This is a genomic window from Pantoea sp. YU22 (assembly GCF_003970755.1).
Classification (GTDB): Bacteria; Pseudomonadota; Gammaproteobacteria; order Enterobacterales; family Enterobacteriaceae; genus Pantoea; species Pantoea piersonii.
Genome location: NZ_RYDU01000005.1, coordinates 160,830 through 173,941, shown reverse-complemented (window position 1 = coordinate 173,941; position 13,112 = coordinate 160,830). Strand labels below are relative to the sequence as shown.

Below are 13,112 nucleotides of genomic sequence, written 5' to 3'. Positions count from 1 at the left end.
GAGGCGCCAGGAAAAGAATCTCTGGCGTCCTTGCTTTATTCCGTCTGGTTTATCTCCGCTATTTACGCTTCGTTAATTGCAATATATTGCCGCTTATTGTGGTGAAAACAGTTTTCTCGTCTACGCTAAATAAAACAACCAGATGTTATGTCCCTTTAATAATATTGATTTTTTAACGTTATCTGTTGCGAGGAGAACTACCATGCACGAAACCCGGATTAATAATGGTACAACAGAAACCATTACTGAAACGCACGCGGGATTACCCTTAAAACGTATTTCCTGGAGCGCAGTATTCGCTGGCGTAATTGGCGCGCTGATTGTGCATATTTTACTGACGCTGCTGGGGACCGCGATCGGCGCCACCTCGGTAGATCCGCAACAGGAGCAAAATCCGCTGCAGCATCTCGGCACCGGCGCCCTAATCTGGACCGGACTGAGCATGCTAATCGCAATGGCGGTTGGTAGCTATCTGGCTGGTCGTCTGGCGCAGCGAGAAGGTGCGCTGCATGGTCTGCTGATGTTCGGGCTGAGCACCTTATTTACTATCTGGCTTGCGGTATCCCTGGCCAGTAGCCTGATCGGCGGCGCGTTCAATATTATTGGCTCAGGCTTCCAGGCGGTAGGCAGCGGTATTTCCGCCGCAGCGCCGACGGTAACCGATTATGCAAAACAGAAGCTGCAGGAAAATAATATCAACCTCGATGATTTGCAAAATGAATTGCAAACCACGCTGCGCCAGACCGGCAAGCCAGAATTGCAGCCGGAGAATTTACAGAAGGATGTGAATAGCGAAGCCAATAATGCGGAGAACCAGGCGAAGAATACCGCTCAGAATCCGCAGAATGCCGATACGGATATTACCAACTGGGTTAAAGGCGTAATGGGTCGTCATTCCGATACCCTGCAGGCGGCTGACCGCGACGCGCTGAAAAATATCATTAAGGCGCGCACCGGTAAGAGCGATCAGGAAGTCGATCAGATCGTTAACCAGACCGAGCAGAGCTATCAGAAAGCGATGCAGCAGTATCAACAGCTGAAGCAACAGGCAGAACAGAAAGCGCGTGAAGCGGCTGACCAGGCTGCTGCGGCAACCGCGAAAGCGAGCTGGTACGCCTTCTTTATGCTGCTGATTGAAGCTGTGCTGGCAGCGGTGATGGGTCGTATTGGTCGTCGCACCCAACCGCGTCAGGTTCTGAGTCACGAACGACGCTAACAAGTAAGTGAAATAAAAAAGGCGGCTGAAAAGCCGCCTTTAGTTTTTGTACGGTGCGGACGCGGTGGGTAGGAATCGATCGCAAAGTCGCTTAAGTCATCCCTGACCGCTCGGCCCGCGCCGTCCATGGCGCGGGACGCTTTGCTCTTCGATTCATACCCACCACGCTTTGCGTCCGCAGCGTGGTTCTAGGTCCCTTTTCAGGGGCCTTTTTCATATCAGCGTTTCAGCGCTTCGCTCAGCTCATCACGCATGCTGGAGAGCAGCGATTTCACCACGCGCGGGTTGCCCGCCACGATGTTGCCCGAGTGCATATAACCGTGACCGCCGGTAAAGTCCGTGACCAGACCGCCCGCTTCGCGCACCAGCAGTTCGCCCGCAGCGAAATCCCACGGCTTCAGACCAATTTCAAAGTAACCGTCAACGCGGCCAGCGGCGACATAGGCCAGATCCAGCGCGGCAGAGCCGGTACGGCGGAAATCAGCGCACTGGGTAAACAGCTTCGCGACTACATTGATAAAGGCCGGCGCATGCTGCTTGGTCTTGAACGGGAAACCGGTCGCGAGAATAGTGCCGTCGAGATCGCGAGCGGTGCTGCCGCGCAGACGGTAACCGTTAAGCTGCGCGCCCTGACCGCGTACGGCGGTAAACAGCTCGTTACGCATGGGATCGTAGACCACGGCGACTTCAGTACGGCCTTTAATACGTACGGCGATAGAGACAGAGAAATGCGGCAGGCGTTTGATAAAGTTGGTAGTGCCATCCAGCGGATCGATAACCCATTGAATGTCCTGATCGTCGCCCGCCAGTTCGCCACTCTCTTCGGTAATGATAGAGTGCTGCGGGTAGGATTTGCGAATCACTTCGATAATCAGTCGTTCTGCATCACGGTCAACATTGGTTACAAAGTCGTTGCTGCCTTTCTGGCTGGCTTCGACCGCGTCCGGGGTTTCATAATTCTTGGCAATCAGGTTGCCGGCCTTGCGCGCAGCGCGCACGGCGATGTTGAGCATCGGATGCATCGGTATCTCTCACTGGATGTTAAAGAACGAGGAAAAACGGCGCGAAGTATAGCAGCGCGTTCTTTAAATGTCTCCAGTTATGTTAGCATGCTGCCCATCATTTCCTGACTGACGCCAATTTATGCTGCAGAATATTCGAATCGTGCTGGTGGAAACCTCTCACACCGGCAATATGGGCTCCGTGGCCCGCGCGATGAAAACCATGGGCTTAAGCAATCTTTATCTCGTCAACCCGCTGGTAAAACCTGACTCGCAGGCGATCTCCCTGGCGGCAGGCGCCAGCGACGTTATCGGCGACGCGAAAATCGTCGATACGCTCGACGAGGCGATTGCCGGCTGTAGCCTGGTGGTCGGCACCAGCGCCCGTTCCCGTTCGCTGCCCTGGCCCATGCTGGACGCGCGCGAATGCGGCGTCAAAAGCGTGGAAGAGGGCGAGCAGGCCCCTGTCGCGCTGGTATTTGGCCGCGAACGCGTCGGTCTGACCAACGAAGAACTGCAAAAGTGCCACTACCACGTCGCCATCCAGGCTAATCCAGAGTACAGCTCGCTCAATCTGGCGATGGCGGTGCAGATTATCGCCTATGAAGTGCGTATGGCGTGGCTGGCGGCGCAGGAAAAAGCGCAGCCTGCACCGGTCTATGCTGAGTCGCCTTATCCGCTGGTGGACGATCTGGAGCGCTTCTATCAGCACATGGAACAGATGATGCTTAACAGCGGATTTATCCGCGAAGGCAATCCGGGACAGGTGATGAGCAAGCTGCGTCGCCTCTATACACGTGCGCGTCCGGAACGCGACGAGCTCAATATTCTGCGCGGCATGCTCGCCTCGTTTGAAAAGCGCAAAGGCGAAAAAGAGTAGTTGAGTAAATTACTCGGTTAAATAGTTGACCAAAATACTCGGGAATGTCAGACTTCGGCTATCTTTTGCTAATCCTCCGATAACCGGACGCTATTGAGGTAGTACGCTATGAGACTGACATCCAAAGGACGTTACGCCGTTACCGCGATGCTGGACGTTGCCCTGCATTCCCATGAAGGGCCGGTTCCGCTGGCTGATATTTCCGAGCGTCAGGGCATTTCGCTCTCCTATCTGGAGCAGTTATTCTCGCGTCTGCGCAAGCATGGCCTGGTGGCCAGCGTCCGCGGACCGGGCGGCGGCTACCTGCTGGGCAAAGCGTCCAGCGCCATTGCAGTCGGCGAAGTAATTACTGCCGTCGATGAATCCGTTGATGCCACTAAATGCCAGGGCAAAGAGGGTTGTCAGGGCGGCGAACGCTGCCTGACGCATGTGCTGTGGCGCGATCTCAGCGTACGCATCAGCGATTTTCTGAACAACATCACGCTGGCCGAGCTGGTGAACAACCAGGAGATCCTCGACGTGGCCGATCGCCAGAATTCACAGGACAATCGTCGTTTCCAGAACAATCGCGTTCAGGAAATCAACGTCAATCTTCGCGCTTCCTGATCCCCTTCTGTGCGGCCCTTACTGCTAACGCGGTCAGGGCCGAATCTGCTATAAAGACGTATGATTTTCGATACGGAGCTTTAGCGCAATGAAATTACCGATTTACCTGGATTATGCCGCAACGACGCCGGCCGATCCGCGTGTGGCCAGCAAAATGATGCAGTTCCTGACGCTGGACGGCACCTTTGGTAACCCGGCTTCGCGCTCGCACCGTTTCGGCTGGCAGGCTGAAGAAGCGGTCGACGTGGCGCGCAATCAGGTAGCGGAACTGGTCAACGCCGATCCGCGTGAAATCATTTTCACTTCCGGCGCGACCGAATCTGACAACCTCGCCCTAAAAGGCGCTGCGCATGCCCAGCGCGGGCGCGGCCTGCACATCATTACCAGCCAGACTGAACATAAAGCGGTACTCGACAGCTGCAAACAGCTGGAGAGCGAAGGCTTTACGGTCACTTACCTGACACCGCCCGCCAGCGGCATTATCACGCCAGATGCGGTGCGCGACGCGCTGCGCGACGACACCGTGCTGGTATCGCTGATGCACGTTAATAATGAAATCGGCGTAATCCAGGATATCGCCGCTATCGGCGAACTGTGCCGCGCGCGCGATATTCTCTTCCATGTCGACGCCACGCAAAGCGTCGGCAAGCTGCCGATCGACCTCAGCGAATTAAAAGTCGATCTGATGTCCTTCTCCGCCCATAAACTCTACGGCCCGAAAGGCATCGGCGCGCTCTATGTGCGCCGTAAACCCAAAGTGAACATCGAGGCGCAGATGCACGGCGGCGGTCACGAGCGCGGCATGCGCTCCGGCACCCTGCCGGTGCATCAGATCGTCGGCATGGGCGAGGCGTTTTCGCTCGCCCGTGAAGCACGGGAAACGGAGATGGCGCGTCTGGCCGCGCTGCGTGCGCGACTGTGGCAGGGGCTAAGCGCGCTGGACGGCGTACAGCTTAACGGCGACCTGGCGCAGAGCGCGCCCAATATTCTGAATATCAGTTTCGCTGGCGTCGACGGTGAATCGCTGATTATGGCGTTAAAAGATCTGGCGCTCTCTTCCGGCTCGGCCTGCACCTCCGCCAGCATGGAACCCTCTTACGTGCTGCGCGCGATCGGCCTTGACGAAGCGCTGGCGCACAGTTCGCTGCGCTTTTCGCTCGGCCGCTTCACCACGGAAGAGGAGATCGACTACGCCATTGCGCTGGTGCAAAAGGTGCTTCCCCGCCTGCGTGCGCCGGTGTCCGCTTCACGCTAATTTCTGCGCCGTCTCCCCGGTGAAATCTGGAAACGGCGCGCCTCCGACTAGATCCGCTGGCGTCACCCGGCAATATCTGTTATCAGGTCTGACGTTTAACGGCTAAAGCCTGCGCTTCTGGCTGGATGATACTTATAACGCATATGGAGTTTCGCGATGACAACACAACCGATGAACATTACGCTGAGCCACCAGCCCGCTGATGCGCGCTGGGGCGAGAAAGCGATTCTGACCAGCAACGACGACGGCATGACCATTCACCTGAGTGGCGCGGATCAGCTCAATACCATCCAGCGCGCAGCGCGCAAAATTGACGGGCAGGGTATTCGCCATGTGGCGCTGAGCGGCGAAGGCTGGGATCTGGAGCCATGCTGGGCGTTCTGGCAGGGCTACCGCAGCCCGAAAGGGCAGCGCAACGTGGTCTGGCCGACGCTGAATGAACAGGATCAGGCGGAGTTTGCGCGTCGTCTGCGCATTATTGACTGGGTGCGCGACACCATTAACCTGCCGGCGGAAGAGCTGGGGCCGGAAGATCTGGCGCACAGCGCTATCGATCTGATCAGCGAAGTGGGCGGCGAAGCGGTCAGCTATCGCGTGACGCGCGGCGACGACCTGCGCGAGCAGGGTTATCTCGGCCTTCACACCGTAGGACGCGGCTCCAGCCGCCCGCCGGTGCTGCTGGCACTGGACTACAACCCGACCGGCGACGACAGCGCGCCGGTATTCGCCTGTCTGGTGGGCAAGGGCATCACCTTCGATACCGGCGGCTACAGCCTGAAGCAGAGCGCTTTTATGGACTCGATGAAGTCCGATATGGGCGGCGCGGCAACCCTGACCGGCGCGCTGGCGCTGGCTATCTCTCGCGGCCTTAAGCAGCGCGTTAAGCTGTTCCTCTGCTGCGCCGACAATATGGTCAGCGGCAACGCTTTCCGCCTGGGCGATATCATCCGCTACCGCAACGGTAAATCAGTGGAAGTGATGAATACCGATGCGGAAGGGCGTCTGGTGCTGGCCGATGGCCTGATCGACGCCAGCGAACAGCATCCGACGCTGCTGATTGACGCCGCGACGCTGACCGGCGCGGCGAAAACCGCGCTCGGCAATGACTACCACGCGCTCTTTACGTTCGACGATGTGCTGGCGCAGTCGCTGATGGGCAGCGCCACCAGTGAGAACGAGCCGTTCTGGCGTCTGCCGCTGGCGGAGTTCCACCGCAACCATTTGCCGTCTAATTTCGCCGATCTCAATAATATCGCCAGCGCGGCGCATTCGGCGGGCGCAAGCAGCGCGGCCGCGTTCCTGTCGCACTTCGTGACCCGCTATCAGGAGGGCTGGCTGCATATCGACTGCTCGGCTACCTACCGCAAGAGCGCGGTGGATCAGTGGTCGGCAGGCGCAACCGGCATCGGCGTGCGTACCCTGGCGAATCTGCTGCTTAAGTAAAGGATCTGGCGGCGGCCTTGCCGTCGCCTTATGTAGAAAGGCAAAACATGAACCGTCTTGAAGAGGTGCTGAAGCTGGCGGCTACCGAGCCGGCGCACCGCCCGGAATTTTTTCAGTTGTTGCTGGCCGCGGACGTCTGGGTGCCAGGCGAAAGCACTGAGACGCAGTTCGCCGCGGATACGCCGGTCGATCTGCAACACTGGGAAAAAGAGGATGGCCGCAGCGTCATTCCTTTTTTTACCTCGCAGGAGGCGATGAGCGAAGCGATCGCGGGCGAGCAGGCTTATTTGCGCCTGCCGGTGCGCACGCTGTTTGAGATGACGCGCGGCGAAACGCTGTTCCTCAATCCCAAACTGCCTGCCGGCAAAGAATTCTCTCCGGCGGAGATCGCCCACCTGCTGGGTGAAGAGGGCGACGCCCTGAGCCAGCAAACCGTGCTGGAAGGCGGCCAGGCGCTGCTGCTGTCAGAAATAGCAACGCCGCCCGCGCAGATGATCGACTCGCTGACGCAGCTGTTCAGTAAATACAAACAGGTGCGCCGCGCCTTTGTCGCCAGCATTCGCGAAAGCGCGGATCAACAGCCGAACCTGCTGATTGGCATCGAAGCGGAAAGCGATATTGAGGCGATTATTCAGGCGGCGGGCAGCGTCGCGACCGATACGCTGCCGGATGACGCGCCGATTGATATCTGCGAAGTGGTGGCGGACGAGAAGGGCGTCAGCCACTTTTTTACTGCCCACATCACGCCCTTTTACGAACGTCGCTGGGGCAGTTTTTTGCGCGACTTTAAAGGCAGTCCGCGTATTATCTGAATCGGGTGCGGCGTCTGCCGCACCTCTCTGTTACTTCTCGATCGGCAAATCATCTCTGCTGCCCCATTCGCCCCACGATCCGTCATAGAGCGTAACGTTGCGCGCGCCCAGTACGGTCAGCGCCAGGATCACCACCGCGGCGGTGACGCCGGAACCGCAGCTCGCCACGATCGGCTCATCCAGCTTCACGCCTGCTCTGGCGAAGATAGCGCGCAGTTCGGCTTCCGGCTTCAGCGCGCCGTTCGTCACCAGATCGTTCCAGGGCACATTGCGGCTGCGGGGAATATGGCCGCGGTGCAGACCCGGACGTGGCTCATCGACCTCGGCGTTAAAGCGGTTCGCCGCGCGAGCATCGACAATCTGCGCGCCGCCTTCATGGCTAATCAGCAGCACATCGGTCAGACGCTTGACCTGCGCCTCATCGAACGTCGCCTCAAATTCGCCCTCTGGCAGCGCGACCTGTCCGGTCGCCAGCGGCAGGCCAGCCGCTTTCCAGCCCTGCAGGCCGCCTGCCAGAATCGAGACCTGCTCAACGCCGAACGTGCGCAGCATCCACCAGGCGCGCGGCACGGAGAAGAGGTTGCCCTCATCGTAAACCACCAGATGCCTGTCGCTGTGAATGCCCAGTTCGCGCATCGCCACGGCGAAACGCTCGGCGCGCGGCATCATATGCGGGTAAGGACTGCTGTGATCGGAAAGCGCTTCAATATCGAAGAAAGGCGCGCCCGGCAGATGGCCCGCCAGATACTCCGCTGTGATATTGCGCACGGCCTCCTGGCCCGGCGGCAGCATACGGGCATCCAGCACCTGCACGTTACCTTCGGCGTAATGTTCATTTAACCAGTCGGCGGAGACAAATATGGCTGTCATAGCAACCTCTTCTTATCATCAGGAAAAGCCCAGTGTCGGGGAATGTGAACGCTATCTCAAGGGCAGCATTGCTAAAATGGCGGGTTTGCGGTGAAATTGCGCGGCGAAATTATACCTTCGGGACGGGTGAGGGATTTACCATGGCAAGAGCTGTAAAACGTCTGCTCTCTGGCGTCGTACTGGGCGCGGCGCTGCTTGGCGGCGCAACTACCTTTACGCTGCCCGCCGCAGAGCCTGCCGCAACGCAGCAAGCGGTAAAAGTCGTGTCCGTTATCGACTTTTCTGAGCTTCAGCTGGACGGCGCGGCCGCGCTGGTGCTCACCTTTAACACCCCGCTCGACGACAAGCAGGATTTTGCGGCGCGGGTGAAGCTGGTTGATGACAAAAGCGGCAAGGTGGACGGCGGCTGGGAGCTGGCGCAGAACGGCAAGTCGCTGCGCTTTCGCCATCCTGAGCCGTCGCGCAAGCTGACGGTGAGCGTAGAGGCGGGATTGCGCGCCGCCAACGGCACCACTTTATCGACCCCCTTCAGCCAGTCGCTGACCACGCGCGATATTCAGCCGATGGTCGGTTTCGCCAGCCGCGGCTCGCTGCTGCCGCTGCGCCTGACCCAGGGCCTGCCCGTACTGGCGCTAAACGTTTCGCGCGTCGATGTCGACTTCTTCCGCGTTAAAAGCGCGTCGATGAACGATTTTCTTGCGCAGTGGAACTACGGCAACAACCTTTCTTACTGGTCCTCGCGCGAGCTGCTCAATAACGCCGATCTGGTCTATAGCGGACGCTTCGAACTTAATCCGGCGCGTAACACGCGCGAAAAACTGCAGCTGCCGCTGGGGGATGTGGCGCCGCTGAAGCAGCCGGGTGTTTATCTGGCGGTAATGAAACAGGCTGGCTCCTATAACTATACGCTGCCCGCCACGCTGTTTACCCTCAGCGATATTGGTCTGTCCCTGCACCGCTTTCCCGGCGAAATGGAGCTGTTTACGCAGAGCCTCGCCAGCGGCGCGCCGCTGGCGGACGTCACTGTGCAGCTGCTGGATGAGAAGGGACGGAAGCTTGCCGGCGGCGTCACCGACGGTAGCGGTCATCTGCGTCTGCCGACGCAGGCGAAAGGCAAGGTGCTGATCGCCACGCAAAAGGAGCAGACGTCGCTTATCGACCTCAATCTGCCCGCGCTGGACCTGGCGGAGTTTCCTGTCGCCGGACCGCAGGGGTACGACAAACAGCTGTTTGTTTTCGGCCCGCGCGATCTCTATCGCCCTGGCGAAACGGTGATCGTTAACGCGCTGCTGCGCGATGCCGACGGCAGACCGCTGCCTGCGCAGCCGCTGAAGGCTGAAGTGGTGCAGCCCAACGGCGAAGTCGCGCAAACTTTTGTCTGGCAGCCGGAGAACGGCTTTTATCAGCAACGCTTTTCGCTTCCGGCCTCGGCGATGACCGGCGACTGGACGCTGCGGCTGAACAGCGGCGACAGCCAGCCGCGCAACTGGCGCTTTCACGTTGAAGATTTTCTGCCGGAGCGCATAGCGCTGACGTTGCAAAACAGCGACAGTCCGCTGTCGCCTGATGACGACGTCATTTTCAATATTGAAGGGCGCTATCTCTACGGCGCGCCGGCGGCGGGCAACGAACTGCAAGGGCAGCTGATGCTGCGGCCCGCGCGCGAAGCGGTCGCCGCGCTACCGGGCTACCAGTTCGGCGACATCATGGAGGAGAGCAAACGCAACCTGGATGATATCGACGACACCCTGGACGATGATGGCAAGCTGCAGCTGACGGTAGAGAGCGAGTGGGCGCAGATCCATTCGCCGCTTAACTTAACCCTGCAGGCGAGCCTGCTGGAGACGGGCGGCCGGCCGGTTACGCGCCGCGCTACCCAGGCCATCTGGCCCGCGCCCGCGCTGCCCGGCATTCGGCCGCTGTTCAAGAGCGAATCGGTCTATGACTACCGCTACGATCGTTACACCCAACAGCCCACGGTGCCGGAAAACAGCCTCGCCGACTTCGATATCGTTTACGCCAACAGCAAAGGCGAGAAGCTGGCCGCGAAGGATCTTGAGGTTCGCCTGATCCACGAGCGGCGCGACTACTACTGGAGCTTCTCCGACAGCGAAGGCTGGCAGATGCGCAATGATGAGAAGGATCTGCAGGAGGATGCGCAGCGTATTTCGCTGGCCGCGGGCGACAGCAAAAAGGTCAGTTTCCCGGTGGAGTGGGGATCTTATCGTCTGGAAGTGCAGGCCGGAGAGAAGATTATCTCCAGCGTGCGGTTCCGCGCGGGCTACTGGTGGGAAGACAACACCAACGGCACCGGCGCGCTAAGGCCCGATCAGGTGAAGCTCAAGCTCGATAAAACCGCTTTGCGGCCCGGCGAGACCGCCCATGTGCAGGTGGAGTCGCCTGCAGCAGGGAAAGGCTATCTGATGGTTGAGTCAAGCAGCGGCACCCTGTGGTGGCAGCCGATTAACGTGCCTGCGGGCGGCGCAACCATCAACGTGCCGCTTGATGCCAGCTGGAAGCGCCATGACCTGTATCTCAGCGCTATTGTGGTGCGCGACGGCGATAAGGTCAGCGGTGCCACGCCGAAGCGCTCCATCGGCCTGCTGCATCTGCCGATAGCGATCGACGCGCGCCGTATCGACCTGGCGCTGGACGCGCCGCTGAAAATTCGCCCCGAGCAGACGCTGAAGGTAAAAGTTAAAGCCAGCCGCGTCGGCGGCGAACTGCCGGAGAAAATTCAGGTGCTGCTGTCGGCGGTGGACAGCGGGGTACTGAACATTAACGATTACAAAACGCCCGACCCCTGGGAAGGCTTCTTTGGCCGCAAGCGCTATAACGCCGACCAGTATGATGTCTTCGGCCAGCTGATTGAAGGCGGCGGACGTCTGGCGACGCTGCGTTTTGGCGGCGATGGCGACGACGACGCCCAGTCGCGCGGCGGTAAAAAGCCGCTGACCGAGGTGAATATCGTGGCGCAGCAGCTTCAGCCGGTCACGCTCGATAAAAACGGCGAAGGCACGCTGGAGTTGCCGATCCCGCAGTTTAACGGCGAGCTGCGCCTGATGGCGCAGGCGTGGAGCGCCGACAGCTTCGGCTCGGCGGAGCGAAAAGTGGTGGTTGCCGCGCCGCTGATCAGCGAACTGGCGACGCCGCGCTTTATGGCGAGCGGCGATCAGGCGATGCTGGCGCTCGATCTCACCAATCTCACCGAACAACCCCAGGCGCTTAAGGTGGATGTGCAAACGCAGGGCCAGATTACGCTGAGCGGCGGTGCCACGCACCGCGTTCAGCTGGCGAAAGGGGCGCGCACCACGCTGCATATACCGGTGAAAGCGCAGGGCGGTTTCGGCGAGGGCGCGGTGCAGGTGCGGGTCTCCGGCCTTACGATCGCGGGCGAGGCGCTGGCCGACAGTCAGCGCAGCTGGAAGATTGGCGTGCGTCCGGCTTATCCGGCGCAAACGCTGAGCTTCGATGGCGTGATGCAGGCGGGGCAGAGCTGGCAGGTGCAGGCCGCTGCCTTTAGCGGCCTGCAGCCTGAGACGCTGAGCGGACAGTTTACGCTCAGCAATCAGCCGCCGCTGAATATCGGCCACTATATCAGCGCGCTTTACGCTTACCCCTACGGCTGCCTGGAGCAGACCGCCAGCGGCATCTGGCCGTCCGTTTTCACTAATCAGGCGCAGCTCGCCGCAATGGGCATCAAAACCAGCAGCGACGAGGCGCGGCGCGCCGCCATTGATACCGGCATAGCGCGCCTGGCGGGCATGCAGCGCGGCAACGGCAGCTTTGGCCTGTGGAGCAAAGAGAGCGACGAAGAGTTCTGGCTAACCGCCTACGTCACTGATTTCCTGCTGCGCGCCAGCGAGGCGGGCTACAGCGTGCCGCAAGAGGTTATCACGCGCGCTGACGAGCGGCTGCTGCGCTATTTGCAGGATCCGGCGCAGATCGAAACCCGCTGGAGCAGCAATGAAGAGGCGATGCGCTTCAGCGTGCAGGCCTATGCGGGTATGGTGCTGGCGCGTCAGCAGCAGGCGCCGCTCGGCGCGCTGCGCGCGCTCTATGAGAAGCGCGACAAGGCTAAATCGGGACTGGCGCTGGTGCAGCTCGGCGTGGCGCTGAAGCTGATGGGCGATCCGCAGCGCGCGCAGCTGGCGCTGGCGCAGGGCGTCGGGCTGACGCGCGAATCAGACGGCTGGCTGGGCGATTACGGCAGCCCGCTGCGCGACCGCGCGCTGATTCTGGCGCTGCTGACGGAAAATCAGCTGTTGCCGGAAATGCAGGACGCGCTGATGCAGGATCTGGCGAAAGCGGCGCGCGGCCAGGTCTGGTTCTCTACGCAGGAGAATAACGCCCTGTTCCTGGCGGCGCGCACGTTGCAACAGCATAAAGGCGAAGCCTGGCAGGCGGCGCTGGAGGGCGACACGCAGCCGCTGGAGGGCACCGGCGCGCTGACGCAGGGGTTGAACGCCGACCAGCTGCAGCGCGGCGTCACGCTGACGAGTCACAACCAGTCGCCGCTCTACGGCGTGCTGAACGTAACGGGCTATCCGTTCGCTGCGCCGAAGCCGATGCACAACGTGCTGAACGTGACCCGCGACTATTTCACCCTCGACGGCGAACCGGCGGATCTTGATAACCTCAGCAGCGGTCAGCTGCTGGTGGTGCGTCTGAAGGTCTCCGCCAGCAAACGCGTCAGCGATGCGCTGGTGGTGGATCTGCTGCCTGCGGGGCTGGAGCTGGAGAATCAGAACCTCAGCGACAGCAGCGCCAGCCTCGGCGACGGCGCGGATGCGTTGAAGGAGAGCATGACGGAAATGCAGCAGGCGGATATCCGCCATATTGAATTCCGCGACGATCGTTTTGTCGCGGCGCTGGCGCTGAGCGGCTACAAAACGGAGACGCTGCTCTATCTGGCGCGCGCCGTGACGCCGGGCAGCTACCGTCTGCCGCCACCGCAGGTCGAGTCGATGTACGTGCCGGAGTGGCGCGCCGTCGGCGCGACGCCGGAGAAGATCAGTGTACGTTAAGG

Annotated in this window: 9 protein-coding genes; 7 read left to right on the top strand and 2 right to left on the bottom strand. The window is 60.2% G+C overall.

The window, feature by feature from the left end:
- Positions 1-202: 202 nt before the first annotated feature.
- The gene (locus EKL29_RS10135; RefSeq protein ID WP_120457519.1) at positions 203-1,216 is read left to right on the top strand and encodes a hypothetical protein; all 1,014 of its coding nucleotides are present in this window, start codon (positions 203-205) and stop codon (positions 1,214-1,216) included.
- Positions 1,217-1,434: 218 nt separating this feature from the next.
- Here the strand turns inward: EKL29_RS10135 and suhB are convergent, their stop codons facing one another.
- The gene (suhB, locus tag EKL29_RS10130) at positions 1,435-2,238 is read right to left on the bottom strand and encodes an inositol-1-monophosphatase (RefSeq protein ID WP_120457521.1); all 804 of its coding nucleotides are present in this window, start codon (positions 2,236-2,238) and stop codon (positions 1,435-1,437) included.
- A gap of 121 nt (positions 2,239-2,359) precedes the next feature.
- On the opposite strand from suhB, the gene trmJ reads away from it, so the two are divergent.
- The 5 genes from trmJ to sseB all read left to right on the top strand — a co-directional run bounded on the left by trmJ (position 2,360) and on the right by sseB (position 7,213).
- Positions 2,360-3,097 (top strand): tRNA (cytosine(32)/uridine(32)-2'-O)-methyltransferase TrmJ, encoded by a 738-nt coding sequence (trmJ, locus tag EKL29_RS10125; RefSeq protein WP_120457523.1) that lies wholly within the window; start codon positions 2,360-2,362, stop codon positions 3,095-3,097.
- A 108-nt stretch (positions 3,098-3,205) separates the two neighbouring features.
- Entirely contained in the window at positions 3,206-3,703 is a 498-nt protein-coding gene (gene iscR, locus EKL29_RS10120; RefSeq protein WP_120457525.1) for a Fe-S cluster assembly transcriptional regulator IscR, read from the top strand.
- Between the two features lie 88 nt (positions 3,704-3,791).
- Positions 3,792-4,958, top strand: coding sequence for an IscS subfamily cysteine desulfurase (locus tag EKL29_RS10115; protein ID WP_126689550.1), 1,167 nt, complete (start codon positions 3,792-3,794; stop codon positions 4,956-4,958).
- Between the two features lie 156 nt (positions 4,959-5,114).
- On the top strand, positions 5,115-6,401 hold the full coding sequence (gene pepB / locus EKL29_RS10110; protein ID WP_126689549.1) for an aminopeptidase PepB: 1,287 nt from the start codon (positions 5,115-5,117) through the stop codon (positions 6,399-6,401).
- A 47-nt stretch (positions 6,402-6,448) separates the two neighbouring features.
- A complete protein-coding gene (gene sseB / locus EKL29_RS10105) occupies positions 6,449-7,213 on the top strand; it encodes an enhanced serine sensitivity protein SseB (RefSeq protein ID WP_126689548.1) in 765 nt (254 codons plus the stop codon).
- 30 nt (positions 7,214-7,243) lie between these two features.
- Here the strand turns inward: sseB and sseA are convergent, their stop codons facing one another.
- A complete protein-coding gene (gene sseA, locus EKL29_RS10100) occupies positions 7,244-8,083 on the bottom strand; it encodes a 3-mercaptopyruvate sulfurtransferase (protein WP_126689547.1) in 840 nt (279 codons plus the stop codon).
- Positions 8,084-8,223: 140 nt separating this feature from the next.
- Here sseA and EKL29_RS10095 point away from each other — a divergent pair, with 140 nt between their 5' ends.
- Positions 8,224-13,110: an alpha-2-macroglobulin gene (locus EKL29_RS10095; protein WP_126689546.1), complete on the top strand. Its 4,887-nt coding sequence runs from the start codon at positions 8,224-8,226 to the stop codon at positions 13,108-13,110.
- The last annotated feature ends 2 nt before the right edge of the window (positions 13,111-13,112 follow it).